Here is a 19,808-nt window from a genome sequence, read left to right as displayed (position 1 = left end):
GGACCGCCCGGCTCGAGTGAGCCGTTTCGGCCTGCACTCGTTCCGGGCGGTCCGACCCGATCGCGCATCGTTGGTGGCCGCAGCGACAAGCCGCTACCAGACGATGATGTTGCGGCCGAGCGCTTCCCGGTTGCGGATCCGGGCGAGGCCCGCGGTCGCGTCCCGCAGTGCGTATCGTCGATCGATCTGCGCTGTGAGGGCGCCCTGTTCCGCGAGTCGGACGGCGGTGTGCAGGTCGGCGAGCGAGCCGGCGAGCGAGCCGATGAGCCGGGTCTGCTTGAGCAGCATCGCGCGCGGGTCGAACCCCGCAAGATCTCCCGACGAGGTCAGGACGATCGCGGTCCCGTACCGGGCCAACGCGTCGATCCCGGCCTCCAGGCTCTCACGTGTACCGACGAGGTCGAAGTAGTGGTCGGCACCCCGGCCTCCGGTCAGCTCGCCGAGCTCGGCGATGACCGCCGCGCTCCCGCCCTGGCCCAGCACGACGACATCCGATGCTCCCGCCTGCCGGGCCGGCGCGCACTTCTCGGCCGCGTCGGCCACGGCGAGCACGGCCGCTCCGCAGGCGGCCGCGACCTGGATGAGCATGAGGCCGACGCCGCCCACACCGTTGACGACCGCGACGTCACCGGCGCCGAGACGGGCGAGCCGGACGGCGTGGACAGCGGTGAGGCCGGCGCAGCCGAGGAGCGCGCCGAGTTCGAACGAGACCGAGTCCGGCAGCACGACGAGGTTGCTCGCCGGTGCCGACCACTCGTCGGCGAACGTGCCGTCGATGCTGAACCCCAGCTGGCCGCGAGGATCGGCGCAGACCTCCTCCCGGCCGCGCGCGCACTCGCGGCAGCGACCGCACACCAGGGGGCTGTAGAGCACGACGCGGTCGCCGGGCCGCAGGCCGGTGACTCCGGAGGGTACCGAGGCGACGACGCCGGCACCCTCGTGTCCCAGGACGAACGGGTGGTCCGGGCGCGGCAGGAAGCCGTCGAGGAGGTGTACGTCCGTCGCGCAGATTCCTGCGACGGCGCTACGAACGACGACCCGGCCATCGTGTCCGGGGGACGGCTGCTCCCGTAGGGTGAGGCTCCCGACGGCTTCAGTGCTCAGCGCCTTCACCGGCGCGCCCGCCACGTCGATGCCGCGGCTGCGTCCCGGATCGTTCCCATCTCGACCTCGGCTCCTACTCGGGAAATTACCTCGGCCGCTGCGGGCCCATCGCCTGCAGCGGCCGAGACGTCTGTGGGGAGCGGCGCGAGGCCGGTCAGTCCTGGCTGCCGAGCAGCTTGACCGCGACCGCCTTCTCCCGGGTGAATTCGTACAGAGCCCGGTAGCCGTTGCCGGCGGAGAAGCCACTCGCCTTGTACATATTGAAGGGAAGCCCGATCACACCGGCGTCGGCGAACTGGTTCACCGACACCTGACCGGCCTGGATTTCCGCAGACATCCGAAGTGCCCGGGAGACGTCCTGGGTCCACACGCACGCGAGCAAGCCGAAGTCGGTCGAGTTCGCCGAGCGGATGGCGTCGGACTCGTCGGAAAACGTCTCGAGCGTCAGGACCGGGCCGAAGATTTCCTGGGCGATCACGGGTGCGCCGCGGTCCGCGACCTCCAGGACGGTGGGCTCGAGGAAGTTCCCCGCGTCGCGGCCCTGCGGACGTCCGCCACCGATGAGCAACTCGGCCCCGTCGCGCAGTGCGGCGTCGAGGATGCCGGACACCCGCTGATGCTGGACGGTGTTGATGAGCGGGCCCATGTCGAGGTCCTCGTCCCACGCGCCGAGCCGGATGCCGGTCATCTGCGCCAGCACGCGATCGCGGACCTCGCCGATGATGGACCGGTGCACCAGCAGCCGGGAGCCGGCGTTGCAGTTCTGGCCGGCGTTCTCCGTGATGGACCGAACGATCGTCGGGATCGCGACGTCGAGATCGGCGTCGGGAAACACGATGTTCGGTGACTTCCCGCCGAGTTCGAGCTTGATCGGCGTCAGATGCTGCGCGGCCCCCTGCATGACGAGACGACCGGTCGCCACGGACCCGACGAAGCTGACATGGTCGATGCCGGGGTGGCTCACCAGCGCTGCTCCGAGGTCGGCACCGACGCCGGTCAGCACGTTGAGCACGCCCGGGGGCAGGCCGGCGGCCTCGGCCAGCTCGACCAGGGCGTGCACTACGAGCGGCGCGACCTCGGAAGGCTTGAGCACCACGGTGTTGCCGGCGGCCAGGGCCGGCGCGAGGTTGGCCGCGCTGAGCAGCGCCGGGACGTTCCACGGCAGCACGATCGCGCATACCCCGTACGGCTCGCGCACGGTGTAGCCGAAGAATTCGGGCTGGCGGACGGGGAGCGTGGCGCCGGTCAGCTTGTCGGCCCCGCCGGCCGTGTACGCCATGATCGATCCGGCGATGATGATGTTCATCCGGGCGGCCGAGAGCGGCTTGCCGACGTTGCGGGCCTCGATCGCGGCGAGGCGTTCCTGGTTCTCGAAGATGAGTTGTGCCCAGCGGGACAACAGCGCGCCACGCTCGGAGGGCGAGGTCCTTGACCAGTTGCGCGACGCGGCGCGTGCAGCCGCGACCGCTCGGTCGACGTCACTGGTCGCGCTCGTGTGGATTCGCCCGTACTCCACGCCGGTCGCGGGATCGATTGTGGGCAGGACCTGGTCGCCACCCGTCCAGGTTCCATCGATAAGCGTGCCTGGCTGATCGATCACTGTGTCAATCGTGGTCACGTAGGGATCATCGGCGAGTGCATTCCACCAGTCAAGATGCTCTCTCGTAATGTGCAATCGCATCGCGCTTCACGGCGCGGATTCGTGCGCGCTGCCCGTCGGTGGGATCAGGCCTGGCAGGCGCCGGGATCGCTTGGTGTCAAAATCCTAGCAAATCAGGCGTAGGGAGCACGCATGGGGTGGATCGCCGAGCTCTGATGGCCTTCCGGGCATCTCGTATAGCAACGAACCGTATTGCATGACGGGATGGCCGGTGTTACGTTTCGCCAGCCCGAGACTCCAGTCGTCGGCGCTCGCACAGGACCGCATGCGACCTGGGCGTCAGCGTCGTCGAACTGGCCGCGACGCGTGACTGGCGCCTGGCGTACGACGACCTCGCCGAGGCGGACACCCCCGTACGAAGCCGGATACCCATACGAAAAGGAACGGGTGCATGATGCGAAATCACAGGTTGGCCGCGCTCTGCGCGTCTGCCGTGGTCCTGGCGCTCACGGTGACGGCCTGCGGTTTAAGTGGCGGCAAGAGCGGCGCCACATCCGGCTCGCCGAGCGTGTCGAGCGGCGCGCAGGGCGCAGACCCGTTCGCCGTGGCGAAGGGGCCGAGCGTCGGCAGCCCAGGCCCCGCGACGGCACCCGAATGGGAGGGCAAGACCTCCATCCCGGCCGGCCAGCCGGACATGAACAAGGACGGGAAGGTGTCGATCGGTGTCATCACGTCCGGCGACACGAACGACGGAACCTACTACCAGAGTGTCGCCGACGCGGCGCAGTACGCCGGGACGAAGTACGGCTGGAAGGTGTCGGTGCAGGGTCTCGTCCCCCTGACGCAGGCGCTGAGCGCCGCCGAGAACCTCTGCCGGCAGCGCGTCGACATGGTCATCATCGGCGACGCTCAGCTCGCCCAGGCGGTCAACGCCGCCAAGGAGCCGATCTGCAAGGACACGTTCTTCTACCTGCAGGGCGGATACGGCTCACCCAAGCAGGACGCGACCTTCACCCAGTCCTACGACGTCGGGCTGAGCTACGCCTACGTCGCCGGCGTGGCCACCGGCGTCTACATGAAGAACAAGAACATCAAGAAGGCCGGCTTCATCGCCGGTTTGGCGGCCCCGTTCAACACCACCATCGGCGCGGTCTTCAAGAAGGGTGTCCTGTCGCAGGTGCCCGACGCGACGGTGGTCGAGACGTACACCGGCGACCAGATCGACGTCGGCAAGGCCGTCGAGGCGTTCGCCGCGCAGCAGTCGCAGGGCATCGGTCTCGTGTACCCGTACTTCGGCGCGCCGACCGTCGCGATCGCCAAGAAAGCGAACGCCGCGAACATCCCGGTGATCGGGTCGCCGATCGACTTCTGCGGCTCGACCTCGGCGTCGTTCATCGCCTCCGTGATCTTTGCGCCCGGCTACTACCTGGCCCCGCTGCTCGACGATTTCGCGAACGGGAAGCTGCCGCTGGGTGGGACCCGGAACTGGCGCCTGGGCGTCGACCCTGTTCCGGCCGTGCACACGTGCTCGTCGGCAGGCAGTGACGGGGCCGCGATCGACGCCGCGATCAAGCAGGCCCAGAGCGAGATCAACAACGGAACGATCGATCCGTTGAAGCTGGCCACCGGCTGACCTGCCCATGACCATCACCAACCCGAACGGGTCCAGCGTGGTGACCGGCCATCCGATGCTTCGGATGGCCGGTGTCACCAAGTACTTCAACGGCCGCGCCGCCTGTGACGACGTCGACCTCAGCGTCGCTGCGGGAGAGATCCACGGCTTGCTCGGCCAGAACGGCGCAGGCAAGTCGACCTTGATGAACATTCTCCTCGGGCTGGTCCGGCCCGATCGCGGTGTCGTCGAGGTTGCCGGCCGGCCCGTGACGATCCGTGATCCGAACGACGCGCGAGCCCAGGGCATCGGGATGGTGCATCAGCACTACAGCCTTATCCCGACGCTTTCGGTCTGGGAGAACATCGCGATCACCGCGAAGGGCCGCGTCAGACCGGACCGGATCACGGCGCTGGTCGAGCAGACGAGTGCCCGGTACGGCCTGGAGGTGTCGGCGTCGAAGCGCGTCGGCGACCTCACGGTCGGCGAGCAGCAGCGTGTCGAGGTCGTCAAGTGCCTTATCGATCAGCCGAAACTGCTCGTCCTGGACGAGCCGACCGCCGTGCTCACCGAGCGCGAGTCGCATGCGCTGTTCTCGATGCTCGGCCAGGTCGTCGACGGAGGGGCCTGTTCGGTCATCCTCATCAGTCACAACCTCGCCGAGATCCGGTCGGTCGCGCACCGGACAACGATCATGCGCGACGGGCGGGTGGTGTCCCAGGTTGTGCCGTCGGAGACGTCCGTGGCCGCACTCGCGCGGCACATGATCGGACACGATCTGCGCAACGAGCCGGACGTCGCCACCGCCATCGGTGCCGACCTGCGGACCGACCCGGCGCCGGTCTCGGCAGCGGCGCCGGCCGGCACACCCGGACTCCCGCCCGCTCTGGAGATCGAGGAGGCGACGGCCTTCCTCCCCGGGGGGCGTCGCGCGTTGGACGCGCTCGGCCTGCACGTGCGCGGTGGCGAGGTGCTGGGCGTCGCGGGCGTGGAGGGCAACGGTCAGAAGTGGCTGGCCTCGCTCCTTTCCGGTGCGTTGTCGTTGCACAGCGGACGGGTGCGGGTGCGTGGCACGAACGTCCGGGTGAGCAAGCCGGGTGCGATGAGATCCGCGGGCGTCGCGGTGGTGCCCGAGGACCGGCGTGAGTCCGGTTGTGTCCTCGACATGTCGGTGGCGGACAACATCGCGTTCGCCGCGCTCGGCTCGCTCGCGCGGCGCGGTGTGGTGTCACGCCGCCGGGTGCTCGCGCTCGCCGAGAAACTGGTCGAGGAGTTCCAGATCTCCGTCGCCTCGCTGGACCAGCCGATGCGGTCGCTGTCCGGCGGGAACCAGCAGAAGGTGGTGCTCGCGCGCGAGCTCTCGACGGAGCCGGGCGTGCTCGTGTTGGCGCAACCGACGCGCGGCCTGGACGTCGGTGCGATCGCGTACATGCACGAGCGGATCCGTGCGGCTGCGGACGCCGGTGTCGCGGTCGTACTGATCTCGACGGATCTCAACGAGATCATGCAGTTGTCGGATCGCATTGCGGTTATGTACCGGGGAAAGGTCCGGGGCGAAACCACCCGTGCCGAAGCCGACCCCGAGAAGCTGGGGTTGCTGATGGGTGGTGTGCACGCGTGAGCGGACTCGATGTGCCGGAGAAGACGAAGGAATCGTCACCTGCCGATCGGTCCCGCGCCGTGGTTCGGCCGGGTGGCCTCGGCGCCGAGCTGGCCGCCGCGCTTCGCGCCAATGCCGGGTCCGCGGCGAGCCAGGTCGGTATGTTCGTCCTGTTCCTCGGCATCGGCTTGGCGGTCGGGCTGCTCCTGAGCTGGTCGACGGGGCATTCGCCGACGGTCGTCCTGGCCGACCTGCTCGACGGCAGCTTCGGCAACGCGATGTCGATCAGCTACACGCTCTCCTTCGCCGCTCCGCTGCTGCTCGTCGCCGCGGGCACGGTGATCTGCATGCAGGCGGGACAGTTCAACATCGGTCAGGAGGGGCAGGTCACACTCGGGGCGGTCGGTGCCGGGTTCGTCGTCTTCAACATCAGCGGCCCGGCGATCGTGGTCATCCCGCTGGCGTTCGCGGCGGCGGCGGTGGCAGGCGGGCTGTGGGCCGGGCTGGTCGCGCTGCTCAAGTTCACCCGGGGCGTCAACATCGTCGTGAGCTCGCTGCTGTTCGTCTTCCTCGCCGAGCAGCTCATGGTGTGGCTGATCAGTGGCTCCGGACCGTTGCACGACGACGGGGAAGGCGTTCTGGGGGCGGGCACAGCATCCCAGTCACCCACGGTGCCGGCCGGTGCGGAACTCCCCACACCGCACCTCTTCGGTCTCGACGTCCCCAGCGGCTTCCTGATCGCCGCCGTCGCGGCGATCGTCGTCGCCTGGGTGCTGCGCTCGACGCTGGTCGGCTACCGGCTGCGAATCCTGGGCCACAGCCCGGTCGTCGCACACACGATCGGCGTCAGCGAATCCCGCCTCGGCTCGCTGGCCGTCGCCGCGTCCGGCGCCTTCGCCGGCGCCGCGGGCGCGGTGATCCTGCTCGGCCAGAGTTATCAGCTCCACCCGGGTACCGCTAGCAGCATTGGATGGAACGGGTTGCTCATCGCATTGGCGGCGCGAACCAGGATCGGCGTCAGCGCCGTCCTCGCCATCGTCTTCGGCGCCATGATCGCAGGCGGCGGTCTCCTCGGCAGCGACAACGTGCCGGTCGACATCGTCAACGTCATGACCGCATCGATTGTGGTCGCGCTGCTCTGCCCGCCCGTGGTGCTCGTCGCGCTACGCCGGCGCCGGCAGCGTCGAGCCGCGCAGGTGAGCTCATGAGCGGTCCGGAGCGCAGCGGAGGGGCCGCTCATCGGTGGCTCAGTACAAGCTCATGTGCTCGGGGGAGCGAAGCGGAGGAGAGGACATGAGCGTCGCGGTTGACATCCAGACCATTCTGGCCGTGTCGGTGCCGCTCGCAGTGCCACTGCTGTTCGCGGGGCTCGGGGAGTACGTCGCCCAGCGTTCGGGAGCCTTCGACCTCTCCGTCGAGGGCATGATGCTCGCCGCGGCGTTCTTCGGCGCGTACGGCGCCTCGGCGTCCGGTTCGCCGTTGGTCGGCCTCCTGCTCGGCGTCCTGGCCGGAGCGGTGGTGGCGGTCATCCACGGCAACCTGAGCCATCGGCTGCAGCTCAACACCTACGTTGTCGGTCTGTCCCTCAACGTCCTGGTGCTGGGTGTGACGAACTATCTGCTGACGACGACGGCGTTCGACATCCCGAGGGCGACGAACCTGCGCATCCCCGGATTGTCGGACATCCCCGTCGTCGGCAAGCCGCTCTTCGACCAGCCGTGGGTCGTCTACGTCATTCCGCTGCTGATCATCGCGATCTGGGCCGTCGGGCGTACCCGGTGGGGCCTTGAGATCCGCGGGGCCGGCGACGATCCGATCGCGAGCGATCTGACGGGTATCAAGGTGAACGCCCGGCGGCGTCAGGCACTGTTGTTCTGCGGGTTGTGCGCGGGCACCGGCGGAGCCTTTCTGTCGGTGTTCCAGTCGAGTTCCTTCACGTCAGGCATGACGGCCGGGCGCGGGTACATCGTCATCGCCGTGGTGATCTTCGGCGGCTGGACGCTGCGGGGCGTGGTCGCGGCCAGTCTTCTCTTCGGCGTCGCCGAGGGTCTGCAGCTCGCGCTGCCTGCAATCGGCACCACGCCGTCACCGCAGTTGCTTGTCGCCGTGCCGTACCTGCTCGCAGTGGTGTCCCTGGCGCTGCTGGGCAGGCGGCTCCACCAACCCTTGGCTCTCGGGCAGCCCTTCGCCCCGTCCCGATAGCGAGACACGAAAGAGCGAGCGGGAGGCTCGACCATCGGGTCGCCTCCCGCTCGCTTCGGCGCTTCCACCACGGTGGCGGTCCCGCCGCGTGTGGTCATGTAAGGAGATCCGGTGCTTGATCAGCCGGATGGTCCTGGGATTGCATGAGTGTCCCGGCTCGTTCCGTGGGCGGCGACGAGTTGTGGTCTGAGGGGAAGCCTCATGTGCGTGATTGCCGCCGCTGGCCTGGCCACGGACGCCCGAGGCGGTCCGGCACCTGGCCGGCGTCGGACCGCCTCGGGCGGATGTTTGCCGGCTACTCGAACAGGATGACGCCGCGAAGGTTGACGCCGGCGTGCATGTCCTCGTAGCCCTGACCGATCTCGTCGAGCCGGTAGGTCCTGGTGACGATCTCGTCGAGGCGAAGCGCGCCCGCTCGGTACATGTCGAGCAGGTTCAGGATGTCCCACGTCGGGTTGCACTCGCCGAACAGCGAGCCCTGCAGCCGCTTCTGATACAGGGTGAGCTCGGCAAGGTTGACGGGAATCCCGCTGTCGGCGTTGTTGCCCAGGCCGGTGACCACGACCGTGCCGCCCTTACGGATGGCGGAGAAGGCCTGGCCGATGTGTTCGGCACGGACGACGCCCACCGTGACGATGGCCGAGTCCGCACCCTGACCGTTGCTGAACTGCCGGGCGAGCTGTCTGGCTTCGTCCATGGTCGCGAAGGCGTGGGTGGCGCCGAACTGCTTCGCCTGCTCGCGCTTGAACGCGATCGGGTCGACCGCGATGATCGTCGTCGCTCCCGCGTGGACCGCTCCCTGGACGGCGTTGATCCCGATGCCGCCGATCCCCATCACGATGACGACGTGGCCGGGACGAACCCGCGCGGAGTTGACCGAGGCACCCCAGCCTGTGGCCACCCCACACCCGACCAGGCACGCCTTGTCGAGCGGAATGTCCTTCGGGATCTTGACTGCGGACCGCGCGGAGATGGTCGTCGTCTCGGTGAACGCGGAGACACCGCACATCTGTCCGACCGGGGCGCCCGAATCGGCCATGCGCAGGCGTGGCGTGACGGGCGGCATCCACACCAGCGCGCCGTCGTCGCACAGGTTCTGCATGCCGGAGGCGCACCACCGGCAGCGTCCGCATGCCGGGAGGAAGGACAGGACGACGTTGTCGCCCTCGCTCAGACCGGTCGTGCCAGGGCCGACCTTGGTGACGACGCCGGCTCCCTCGTGGCCGACGGCGAAGGGGTAGATGGCAACCGGGGAGTCGCCGACGGCGATGTGGTCATCGGAGTGGCACAGGCCCGCCGCAACCATCCTGACCTGGATCTCTCCCTCGCGTGGATCCTCGACCTCGAGGTCGACGACCTCGTAGGGTCCGGGTGCATTGCGTATGATTGCGCCTTTGGTTCGCATTGTAGCCCTGTCCTCGTCCTCGGTTCCGTCGATGACGTCAGTCGGATGGTCGGTGGGTCACCTCGAGCGGCCCTGTGGACGTGGCTGCGCACGCGGTGCCGAGCAGACACTAAGGCAGCATCCTGCCTTTCGCAATGCGAGACATTGACTCGCCCAGTGAGACGTTGTTACGTTGCTCCCGCGATTTGAAATGGCGGCCATGCACACTGAGGACAGGTCATGCCAGCAGATGAGATGTTTGATCACCACTCGCCCGAATGTCGCGACGACATCGTCGGTTACTACGCGGCGTTCCGGGAGAAGTGCCCCGTCGGCAGATCCACGGCCCATGAGTCGGGCTACGTGTACCTCACCCGGTATGCCGACGTTTTCCAGGTAGCCCGGAACGACGGGCTGTTCTCGTCTACCCGCGCGGCAGGCAACCTCAGCGGAACCGCGATCGTGATCCCGAGCGGACCGTTCGGCGAGCACCTCCAGTACCCGCTCGAGATGGATCCGCCGGACACGCTGGAGTACCGTCGCCTCCTCGACCTGATCCTGTCGCCCGCCGCAGTGGACCAGCTTCGGCCGATGATCGCCCGGCACGCGACGCGCATCGTCGACGAGTTCATCGAGAAGGGCAGCGCGGATCTCGTCCGTGAGCTGACGAACCCGCTGCCGAGTGCCGTCACGCTCGACTGGCTCGGATTCCCGGAAGAGGACTGGGTCCGCATCGGCCGCCCGATCCACGATGTGTTCACGTCCGAGCCGGGCAGCGAGCGCGCCGCGAAGGCGATCGAGGGCGTCATCTACATGGAGCGGCGGATCGCCGAGCTCATCATCGAGCGCCGCGCGAACCCGCAGGACGATGCCATCAGCGTGCTGGTCCAGCAGCGCAAGCAGGACGGGTCCGAGTTCACCGACGCCGAACTGCTGTCCGTGATCGGCATCGCGGTCTCCGGCGGGGTCGACACGACGACCTCGCTGACCGGTTCGGTACTCGTCCACCTCGATGAGCACCGGGACATGCGCCAGCAGCTCATCGACGCTCCGGACCTGCTGATCGACGGGACGGACGAGTTCCTGCGCCGGTACGGTTCGGTGACCGCGATGGCCCGGACCATCACCGCGGACACCGAAATCGGCGGCTGCCCGGTCAAGGCCGGCGAGCGGCTCCTGGTGCCGTGGTTCGCGGCCAACCACGACCCGGCGGTGTTCACCAACCCGGAGCTGGTCCAGCTCGATCGGGACGCCAGCCGGCACCTGACCTTCGGTACCGGTACGCACCGGTGCCCGGGTGCGCACCTCGCGCGCGCGATGTTCCAGGAGATGATCCACCAGGTCCTCACCCGGCTGCCCGACTACCGGGTGGATCGCGAGGGTCTCGTCGGCTACCCGTCGCGCGGCAACCACATGGGTTGGGACGTCATCCCGGCGGTGTTCACCCCGGGTGCGCGGGTCGGCGCCGGGGTCGTCACGGTCTCGTCCGCCGTGCCGCGCCAGGCGGGGACGTTCGACGTAGTGCTCGACGCCGTGGAGAGCGTGGCCGACCGCGTGATCAAGGTGACGATGCGGTCTGTCGACGGCGCCGACCTGCCCGCCTGGCAGCCCGGTGCGCACCTTGAGGTCCGGCTGCCGTCCGGGCGGCTGCGGCAGTACTCGCTGTGCGGCGCTCCCGCGGACCGCCAGACGTATGAGATCGCGGTGCTGCGGGAGGAGGCCGGCCGGGGCGGCTCGGACGAGTTCCACGAGATCGCGACGCCGGGACGGACCCTGACGGTACGCGGGCCGCGTAACCACTTCCCGCTCGTCGAGGCCGACGGCTACCTCCTGCTCGCCGGGGGCATCGGCATCACCCCGATCCTCGCCATGACGCGCTCGTTGACGCAGCGCGGCAAGAACTTGAAGGTCGTGTACGGCGGGCGGACCGCCGGCTCCATGGCGTTCCGCGCGGAGCTGGAGGCGCTGCCCGAGGCCCAGCGTGCCCTGGTCGCTCAGGACGAGCACGGACTTCCCGACCTGCGCTCGGCGATCCAGGAATGCGCGCCGGGGATGGCGATCTACTGCTGCGGCCCCGGTGCGATGATCGCCGCGGTACAGCAACTGTGCGACGAACTCGGCGTGCGGGATCAGCTGCACATCGAACGGTTCGCCGCCAGCGACGAACAAGAGGCGAGGATCGCCTCCACCGAGGACAACACGCCGTTCCAGGTGGAGTTGGCCAAGTCGGGCGTCGTGCTCGACGTCCCCGTCGACAAGCGGCTGATCGATGTGGTGCGCGGTGCATTGCCCGGAATCGCCTACGACTGCGAGAAGGGCTTCTGCGGGTCCTGCGAGACCCGCGTACTGGCCGGCACGCCCGATCACCGGGACGAGGTGCTGACGAAGGCCGAGCGGGAGGCCGGCGCGACGATGATGATCTGCATCAGCCGCGCCCAGTCGCAGCGGCTCGTCCTCGACCTCTGACGTCACGCGGGCGGCGGCACCCGCCGTCGCCCGCGTGACGATGTCGTCGGCGTCAACCGCGAGCGGTGCCCGCGGGAACCTCGTGCTTGGCGCCGACGGATTCGAACCTCCGGGCAGACCGATTCCTCAGATCCCGCTCTTCGCGAGCGTCCCGGAGCTCATCGCGCGCATCTCGTGGTTCGCCGAGGTCGGCCCCGTCCGTGCGCTGGTCACCACTGTTCACGCGCCTCCGGTGCAGTCCGCGCGCCCACCATTCGGTATGCGCCGCGGGCGCACCGACGCGCCGGTTCCGCATATCCGTCTTTCGCAACGCAGGCCTGGGAGCACCTATGTCCGTCTCGACTCCGCCACAGTTCGATCTCGTTCTCTCCGGGGGCACCGTTCTCGATCCGGCGTCGGGTCGCAATGAGCGCTGCGACGTGGCGATCGCCGGTGAGCGGATAGCGGCCATCGGGAGCGGGCTGGCAGGGCAGGCGAAGCAGGTGATCGACACGTCCGGTTCGACCGTGGTACCCGGGCTGGTCGAGGGGCACAGCCACGTGTTCCAGGACGTGTCGAAGGTTGGCGCGCCGGCGGACGAGGCGCACCTGCGGCGCGGGGTGGTCGCGGTAGCCGACGCCGGTACCGCGGGCGCCTCGACGTTCGACGCGTTCCGCCAACTCGTCGTCGAGGGCAACGCGCTGCGGGTCGTGAACTTCCTCAACGTGTCCGTGCTCGGTCTCATCGACTTCCGGTTCGGTGAGCTGCTGAATCCGGACACGCTGGTGGTCGACGACGCGCTGGCCGTCGCGGAGCAGAACCCCGATGTCGTGCGAGGCTTCAAGATCCGCTTGTCGGAGGACGTCGTGGGGCCGCACGGGGAGTCGCTGCTGAAGCGGTCGATCGCGCTGGCCGAGCAGGCCGGGTTGCCGTTGATGGTGCACATCGGCGAGACGGAGGAGCCGCTTCCGGTCGTGCTCGAGCACCTGCGGCCGGGGGACATCGTGGCGCACTGCTACACCGGCAAGCCGCACGGGATTCTCGACGGCGACGCGGTGCTCGCCGAGGTGATGGCCGCTCGGGAGCGCGGGGTGCTGTTCGACTCGGCCCACGGCAAGAGCAACCTGAGCTTCGAGGTGGCGCGGCGGGCGATCGCGAACGGCTTCCTGCCCGACGTGCTCAGCTCCGACACCAGCGCCCGAAACTGGCGCGGCCCGGTGTTCGACCTGGTTACCAGCATCGCCAAGCTGGTTGCGCTCGGTGCGCCGCTGGCGGAGTGCATCCGGCGGGCGACGGTGGCGCCGGCCCGGGTGCTGGGCCTGGACCGCGAGGGCTACGGCCGGCTCACAGTGGGCGGTCGCGCCGACGTCACGGTGCTGACGGAGACCAGCGAGGTGGTCCTGCCCGACGCGGCCGGCAACGTCATCACCGCTGCGCGCCTCGAACCGACGACGGTGATCCACAATGGCGCTCTGGTGGAGACCGTTCCGTGGCGAGGCGGCGTTTCGGCGTAAGCCTGCAAACTGCCCGTGAGCGGCCCCTGGGCCGCCAAGCTCATCGAGGAGGAAGCCTGATGTCGCCACGCAATCCCGCCCTGTTCGGCAAGGTGATCAACTGGGCCGAGATACCGCAGCGGGAGATCCGGCCCGGCGTCCGGCGGCGCATCTTCGCCACCGACGAGGTCCTGATCGCGCACCACGAGCTGGAGGTCGGCATGGAGGTCAACCCCCACTCGCACGACGACTTCGACCAGCTCGTCTACATCGAGTCCGGCCGGTGTAACTACTACGTAGACGGCGTTGCGAACGACATGCGGGCCGGGTCGTTCCTGCTCGTGCCGCGCGGCGCTGAGCATTACGTGGAGCCCACCGAGGGGCCCTGCGTGAACATCGACTTCTTCGTTCCGCCGCGTGCCGATCTCCTTGCGAAGCTGGAGCTGGACGCGGTCCTGCGCGACGGCGACTGACCCGATCCGCGGCAAGGTCGCGATCGTTCGGTACCACCCTCGACAGCTGCCGGCCGGCGCGATCGCCGGACGGCAGCTGTCGACGCTTGTATGGCGCCGCTCAGCCGACGGTCCAGGTGTCGGTCCCGAGCAGCAGCCGCTGCAGCGCGTCGTCGTCGCCGGGTGCCTTCGCTGCCGCGGCCTCCAGCTGGGCGGCCATGGCCTCGTCGTAGGTGGGGCGTTCGACGGAGCGGAACACGCCCATCGGGGTGTAGCGGGAGTCGAGCGACAGCCGGGACAGGGCGAAGGCGAACGAGGGGTTGTCCGCATGGGCGTCGTGCACGACGACCCGCGGGTCGTCGGCGGCGAGGCCGTGCTCGATCGCGAGCGTGCCGTGCTCGTCACGGATAACACCCTTCTCGCCGTCCTTGCCGAAGCGCAGCGGCCGGCCGTGCTCCAGGCGGATGGTCCAGTCGTCGCGGGTCTCGGCGTCCTTGAGCAGGTCGAACGCGCCGTCGTTGAAGATATTGCAGTTCTGGTAGATCTCGACCAGTGCCGTGCCGGAGTGCTCGGCGGCGGCGCGCAACACCGACTGCAGGTGCTTGCGGTCGCTGTCGAGGGTGCGGGCGACGAACGTGGCCTCCGCACCGAGGGCGACCGAGACGGGATTGAACGGGTTGTCCAGCGACCCCATCGGCGTCGACTTGGTGATCTTGCCGATCTCGCTGGTGGGGGAGTACTGGCCCTTGGTCAGCCCGTAGATCCGGTTGTTGAACAGCAGGATCTTGAGGTTGACGTTGCGGCGCAGCGCGTGGATCAGGTGGTTGCCGCCGATCGACAGCGCGTCGCCGTCACCGGTGACGACCCACACCGACAGGTCGGTACGGGACGTGGACAGGCCGGTGGCGATCGCCGGCGCGCGCCCGTGGATGGAGTGCATGCCATAGGTGTTCATGTAGTACGGAAACCGGCTGGAGCAGCCGATGCCGGACACGAACACGATGTCCTCGCGCGGGATGCCGAGCTCGGGCATGAAGCCCTGCACGGCCGCGAGGATCGCGTAGTCACCGCAGCCGGGGCACCAGCGGACCTCCTGGTCGGTCTTGAAGTCCTTCGGCTTCAGACCAAGCGATGGGCCGCTGCGGCCCGAGCCGTGGGCTGTGTCAGCCATTCGAGATCACTTCCTGGAGCATGTCGGTGAGTTCGTCGGCCTTGAACGGCAGGCCACGGATCTGGGTGACGCTGATCGCGTCGACGAGGTAGCGCGCGCGGATGAGGGTGGCGAGCTGGCCCAGGTTCATCTCGGGGATCACGATCTTGTCGTAGTGGGCCAGGATCGCCCCGAGGTCGGCCGGGAACGGGTTGATGTGCCGCAGGTGGAGTTGCGCGACCGACAGGCCGCTCGCGCGGACCTGTCGGCAGGCCGCGCCGATCGGGCCGTAGGTGGAGCCCCACCCGAGCACCAGCACCCTGGCGTCGCCGGCCGGGTCGTCGACGACCAGCGGCGGCAGGCCGGCCGCGACCGCGTCGACCTTCGCCTGGCGGGTCCGGACCATGAAGTCGTGGTTGTCCGGGTCGTAGCTGATGTTGCCGGTCTTGTCGGCCTTCTCGATGCCGCCGACCCTGTGCTCCAGCCCCGGGGTGCCGGGCACCGCCCAGGGCCGGGCCAGCGTCTGCGGATCGCGCAGGTACGGCAGGAACGTGCCATCCGGACCGTTCGGCTCCCTGGCGAAGTCGACGGTCAGGTCCGGTAGCTCTGCCGGCGTGGGCACCCGCCACGGCTCGGAGCCGTTGGCGAGGTAACCGTCGGTGAGCAGGAACACTGGGGTGCGGTACGTCAGCGCGATCCGCGCCGCCTCGAACGCGGCGTAGAAGCAGTCCCCCGGCGACTGGGCGGCCACGATCGGGACCGGCGCCTCACCGTTGCGGCCGTACATCGCCTGCAGCAGGTCCGACTGCTCGGTCTTGGTCGGCAGGCCGGTGGACGGGCCGCCGCGCTGGACGTCGACGACCACCAGCGGCAGCTCCAGCGACACGGCCAGGCCGATGGTCTCGCCCTTGAGGGCGATGCCCGGCCCGGACGAGGTGGTGACCGCCAGCGCTCCGCCGAAGGAGGCGCCGAGCGCCGCGCCAATGCCGGCGATCTCGTCCTCGGCCTGGAAGGTGCGGATACCGAACCGCTTGTGCTTGCTCAGCTCGTGCAGGATGTCCGACGCCGGCGTGATCGGGTAGGCGCCCAGGTACATCGGCAGCCCGGCCCGCCGCGCCGCGGCGACCAGGCCGTACGACAGCGCCAGGTTGCCGGAGATGTTGCGGTACACCCCGGCCGGCAGCGTCGCGGGCTTGATCTCGTAGGCGACGGCGAACGTCTCGGTCGTCTCGCCGTAGTTCCACCCAGCCTTGAACGCGGTGATGTTCGCCTCGGCGATCGCCGGCTTGCTCGCGAACTTCTGCCGGATGAAGTTCAGCGTCCCCTCCGTGGGGCGGGAGTACATCCACGACAGCAACCCCAGGGCGAACATGTTCTTCGACCGGCCGGCGTCCTTGCGGGACAGCTCGTTGCCCTGGAGGGCGTCCAGGGTCAGCTGGGTCAGGTCGACCGCATGCACGGTGTAGCCGTCCAGCGTGCCGTCCTCCAGGGGGTTCGACGCCCATCCGATTCGGGCCAGCGCGCGCTGGGTGAAGTCGTGGGTATCGATGATCAGCCTGCCGCCCTGCGGCACGTCGGCCAGGTTCGCCTTGAGCGCTGCGGGGTTCATCGCGACGAGGACGTCCGGCCGGTCGCCCGGGGTGAGGATGTCGTGGTCGGCGAAGTGCAGCTGGAACGATGAGACGCCGGCCAGGGTGCCCTGCGGCGCGCGGATCTCCGCCGGGAAGTTCGGCAGCGTCGACAGGTCGTTGCCGAAGACCGCCGTCTCCTGGGTGAAGCGGTCGCCGGTGAGCTGCATCCCGTCGCCGGAGTCGCCGGCGATGCGGATGACCACGCGGTCAAGCTGCTGGGTGGGCTTCAGCGTCGAAGTCATTGGGCACCTCCGAGGACGGCGGCGAATACCGCCGGGCATGAGGACGTCACCGGATGTCAGGTCGTGGACGGACGCGCGGCACAGAACCATGAGCGCGGAGTCGATACCGGCGCGCAGCATGTCGAGGACGTTCTCCAGGGCGAGGACGTGTCGATGCCACCGCTGGGCGACCGCGGGACCGGGGGAGCACTCGTCCCGGCCCCGCCCGTCATCGCTCAACCGCGTGCTCGTCGCACGCCGCCGAGCCCTGGACCAGCATTGGTCCGAGTTTGTCGATGAGTTTGTCGAAAGGCTATTCGGGGTTGCCGAGCCGCTGGGACAGCGCGCGGGTCGTGGCAAGCAGCGCCTGTGCCTGAGGGGAGTCGATGTCGGTCGATATGCTCACGGTCGTGCCCACGATGGCCATGGCGGCGACGATCGACGAGCCTTCGAAGATCGGCGCGGCGATGGTCCGGACACCGTTGATGTCCGGCGAGTTCAGCGACAGCCCGTGCTTGCGGATTCCCTCGAACTCCTGCTCCAGCTCCGGGGTTCGACGCAGGAGCTTGACCAGACCGGGCACCTGATCCCGGGGCAGGAAGGTGCAGAACACCCGACCCTGGGCGGAGTTCGTCAGATCCAGCCGCGCGCCGGCCCGGACACCGATCCTGATGATGTGGTCGGTGTTGTCCGCCGAGCGCACGACGGTCGCGGTTTCTCCGTCCCACACGCTGAGCACGACGGTTTCGTCGACCGTCTTGACCAGTTGGTCCATGTACGGCTCGGCCGCGTCGACGATCGGTAGCCCGGCGCGGGCCGCCCCGGCGAGCGTCAATACCTGCGGCCCGAGTGAGTACAGCGCGGTGCGCTCGTCGTAGCGCAGGAGATTGGCCGCCCGCAGAGCCTTGGTGTAGCGGTGCGCCGTCGCCTTGCTCGCGCCCAGCTGGCTGGTGATCTCATTCAGGCTCAGATAGGGCTTGCTGACGGTGAAGGAGCCCAGAACTTTGGCCGCACGCTGCACCGTCTGAATTGTCGGTGCCGCAGTGGACTCCGAGGATTCCGACTCTGGTGTCGTTCTCGGGCTCATCGGTCCTCAATTCGGGCGTCAATCACCTGGCGATCGGCGTGCTGGAGTACTATATACACTTGCGTCATCTGGTGTGGTTCTCGCATGGGTTGGTTATGCGCCAGGCAGTTCCGCTCTAAGCGTCGCATCAGTGGTCTCAATGATGCGACGCCGTCGGCCGGTCGTCGACAGGCAATGTGACGCGACGGCCCGCGAGCACCCCGACGATTCGGGAGCGGGAGTTCGGCCCTACTCAGCGCGGTTTTGTGGTCGAAGTCTAGCAATCGCGCGTCGTGTGCCCACTGGGCGGCGCACGACGATCGTGCGTTGGTCAGCACGGCGTCACAGGTCCGAGGAGTGGCCGGGCGTGGCCGACGAACCCGGCCGGACAACGGTGGCGATGTGGTTGACCGCCAGCGCGGCCTCGCCGAAGCCGATGGAGATCAGCTTGATCTTGCCGTCGTAGTCGGCGACGTCGCCGGCCGCGAACACGCGGGAGAGGTTCGTGCGCATGGTGCGGTCGACGAGGATGTGCCGGCGCCGCAGTTGCAGCCCCCATCCCTCGATCGGCCCGAGGTCGGCGATGAATCCGAGTGCGGCCACGACCGCCTGCGCGGGCAGGTCCTGCCGATCGCCGGCGCGCGTCGTCACGACGACCCCTTCGACCGCGACCTCGCCACTGATCTTGTGTACCTCGTACGGCGTGAGCACGCGGACGGACGAGGCGTGCAACTGCTCGACGCTGCGCTCGTGCGCCCGAAACTGCGGCCGGCGGTGCACCAGCGTGACGCTGCGGGCGATCGGCTCCAGGCCGAGCGCCCAGTCCAGTGCCGAGTCGCCGCCGCCGACGACGACGACGTCCAGGCCGGCGAGTTCGTCGAGCCGTGGCACGAAGTACCGAAGCCCGCGACCGGCGTACTCCGAGCCGACGGGAAGTTTGCGGGGAGTGAAGTTGCCGATTCCGGCGGTGATCAGCAATGCCTTCGCGCGTATCACATCGCCGGTGTCGGTCGTCACGTCCACACCCTCGTGGTGTTCGTGCACCGAGACGGCACTGCGGCCGAGCAGCAGGAGCGGATCCGCCTGTGCCGCCTGGGCGTACAGCGCGTCGACCAGGTCCTGACCGCGCACGGCCGGGAAACCGGCCACGTCGTAGATCGCCTTCTCCGGGTACAGCGCCGCGATCTGCCCGCCCACCTCGGGCAGTGCGTCGAGCAGTGCGACTGTCAGCCCGCGAAATCCCGCGTAGTAGGTGCCGTACAGTCCCGTCGGCCCCGCGCCCACGATGAGCAGGTCGACCTCGTGTTCGCTCACGAATCCACGTCCGGGTGATCGGCTCCGGTCCGGCCGATCTTGCGTGCTCCGCCCGGCGACCCGAGCCCGGCGAAGAACTCCGAGTTGATCCGCTCGAACTGCCGGACCCCGTCGGGCAGGTCCTCGTGGTGGAAGATCGATACCTCCGGGCAGACCGGCTCACAGCGGCCGCACTCGACGCACTCGTCCGGCTGGATATACATCATCCGGTCGCCCTCGTAGATGCAGTCGACGGGGCACTCCTCGACGCAGGACTTGTCCATGACGTCGACGCAAGACGAGGTGATGACGTACGGCACGTCGGAGCCTCCGCTCTCGGTTGTCACATTACGAGATGCCGTTTTCCATTGTGAGACGACATGATGGCAAGCGGACCTGGTCCCGTCAACACCTCGGCCCAGTTGCGGGCTAGTCTTGACACCCCCCGCGGGCTGGGACAGTCTTAGCGCATTGTGAGATGGCATCTCATGATACATGATAAGCTGAACGAGCGAAGGAGCGGATCTCCATGCCGCAGGCGGGTCGCGACGGAGC

Annotated in this window: 14 protein-coding genes and 1 pseudogene; 7 read left to right on the top strand and 8 right to left on the bottom strand. The window is 68.6% G+C overall.

What is annotated here, in order from left to right:
- Nucleotides 1-93: 93 nt before the first annotated feature.
- Complete coding sequence (locus tag ABD352_RS57290; RefSeq protein ID WP_344621129.1) at nt 94-1,113, bottom strand: zinc-dependent alcohol dehydrogenase; 1,020 nt, start codon at nt 1,111-1,113, stop codon at nt 94-96.
- A 145-nt stretch (nt 1,114-1,258) separates the two neighbouring features.
- The gene (locus tag ABD352_RS57285; protein ID WP_344621128.1) at nt 1,259-2,704 is read right to left on the bottom strand and encodes an aldehyde dehydrogenase family protein; all 1,446 of its coding nucleotides are present in this window, start codon (nt 2,702-2,704) and stop codon (nt 1,259-1,261) included.
- 451 nt (nt 2,705-3,155) lie between these two features.
- Between ABD352_RS57285 and ABD352_RS57280 the strand changes: the two genes are divergently transcribed.
- The 4 genes from ABD352_RS57280 to ABD352_RS57265 are packed head-to-tail and all read left to right on the top strand — an operon-like array spanning nt 3,156 to nt 8,118.
- On the top strand, nt 3,156-4,337 hold the full coding sequence (locus ABD352_RS57280; RefSeq protein ID WP_344621127.1) for a BMP family ABC transporter substrate-binding protein: 1,182 nt from the start codon (nt 3,156-3,158) through the stop codon (nt 4,335-4,337).
- Between the two features lie 7 nt (nt 4,338-4,344).
- The gene (locus ABD352_RS57275; RefSeq protein ID WP_344621126.1) at nt 4,345-5,937 is read left to right on the top strand and encodes an ABC transporter ATP-binding protein; all 1,593 of its coding nucleotides are present in this window, start codon (nt 4,345-4,347) and stop codon (nt 5,935-5,937) included.
- The gene (locus tag ABD352_RS57270; RefSeq protein ID WP_344621125.1) at nt 5,934-7,124 is read left to right on the top strand and encodes an ABC transporter permease; all 1,191 of its coding nucleotides are present in this window, start codon (nt 5,934-5,936) and stop codon (nt 7,122-7,124) included. The genes ABD352_RS57275 and ABD352_RS57270 overlap by 4 nt, the downstream gene beginning before the upstream one ends.
- A 52-nt stretch (nt 7,125-7,176) precedes the next feature.
- Complete coding sequence (locus tag ABD352_RS57265) at nt 7,177-8,118, top strand: ABC transporter permease (RefSeq protein ID WP_344621124.1); 942 nt, start codon at nt 7,177-7,179, stop codon at nt 8,116-8,118.
- Between the two features lie 295 nt (nt 8,119-8,413).
- Here ABD352_RS57265 and ABD352_RS57260 read toward each other — a convergent pair whose 3' ends face one another.
- Nucleotides 8,414-9,523 carry an NDMA-dependent alcohol dehydrogenase gene (locus ABD352_RS57260; RefSeq protein WP_344621123.1) on the bottom strand — a complete coding sequence of 370 codons (1,110 nt, stop codon included), beginning with the start codon at nt 9,521-9,523 and terminating at the stop codon, nt 8,414-8,416.
- A gap of 219 nt (nt 9,524-9,742) precedes the next feature.
- On the opposite strand from ABD352_RS57260, the gene ABD352_RS57255 reads away from it, so the two are divergent.
- The 3 genes from ABD352_RS57255 (at nt 9,743) to ABD352_RS57245 (ending at nt 13,913) form a co-directional block, all read left to right on the top strand.
- The gene (locus ABD352_RS57255) at nt 9,743-11,968 is read left to right on the top strand and encodes a cytochrome P450/oxidoreductase (RefSeq protein WP_344621122.1); all 2,226 of its coding nucleotides are present in this window, start codon (nt 9,743-9,745) and stop codon (nt 11,966-11,968) included.
- Nucleotides 11,969-12,168: 200 nt separating this feature from the next.
- Nucleotides 12,169-13,461: an amidohydrolase family protein gene (locus ABD352_RS57250; RefSeq protein WP_344621121.1), complete on the top strand. Its 1,293-nt coding sequence runs from the start codon at nt 12,169-12,171 to the stop codon at nt 13,459-13,461.
- Between the two features lie 59 nt (nt 13,462-13,520).
- Nucleotides 13,521-13,913: a cupin domain-containing protein gene (locus ABD352_RS57245; RefSeq protein ID WP_344621120.1), complete on the top strand. Its 393-nt coding sequence runs from the start codon at nt 13,521-13,523 to the stop codon at nt 13,911-13,913.
- A gap of 393 nt (nt 13,914-14,306) precedes the next feature.
- Here ABD352_RS57245 and ABD352_RS57240 read toward each other — a convergent pair.
- From ABD352_RS57240 to fdxA, 5 genes and pseudogenes are all read right to left on the bottom strand, one after another.
- Nucleotides 14,307-15,063 (bottom strand): annotated as a pseudogene (locus tag ABD352_RS57240) (2-oxoacid:ferredoxin oxidoreductase subunit beta); the annotation flags it as partial.
- Nucleotides 15,056-16,915, bottom strand: coding sequence for a 2-oxoacid:acceptor oxidoreductase subunit alpha (locus ABD352_RS57235; protein WP_344621118.1), 1,860 nt, complete (start codon nt 16,913-16,915; stop codon nt 15,056-15,058). The pseudogene ABD352_RS57240 and the gene ABD352_RS57235, both read right to left, overlap by 8 nt.
- A 292-nt stretch (nt 16,916-17,207) precedes the next feature.
- Nucleotides 17,208-17,915 (bottom strand): IclR family transcriptional regulator, encoded by a 708-nt coding sequence (locus ABD352_RS57230; RefSeq protein ID WP_344621117.1) that lies wholly within the window; start codon nt 17,913-17,915, stop codon nt 17,208-17,210.
- A gap of 387 nt (nt 17,916-18,302) precedes the next feature.
- Nucleotides 18,303-19,274 (bottom strand): NAD(P)/FAD-dependent oxidoreductase, encoded by a 972-nt coding sequence (locus ABD352_RS57225; protein WP_344621116.1) that lies wholly within the window; start codon nt 19,272-19,274, stop codon nt 18,303-18,305.
- Nucleotides 19,271-19,573 (bottom strand): ferredoxin, encoded by a 303-nt coding sequence (gene fdxA, locus ABD352_RS57220; RefSeq protein WP_344621115.1) that lies wholly within the window; start codon nt 19,571-19,573, stop codon nt 19,271-19,273. Before fdxA ends, ABD352_RS57225 begins: the two co-directional genes overlap by 4 nt.
- Between the last annotated feature and the right edge of the window lie 235 nt (nt 19,574-19,808).

This window comes from Dactylosporangium salmoneum (genome assembly GCF_039532525.1).
In the GTDB taxonomy this organism is placed as follows: domain Bacteria; phylum Actinomycetota; class Actinomycetes; order Mycobacteriales; family Micromonosporaceae; genus Dactylosporangium; species Dactylosporangium salmoneum.
The sequence above is the reverse complement of the archived record's forward strand: the minus strand, read 5'-3'. Positions and strand labels throughout refer to the sequence as shown.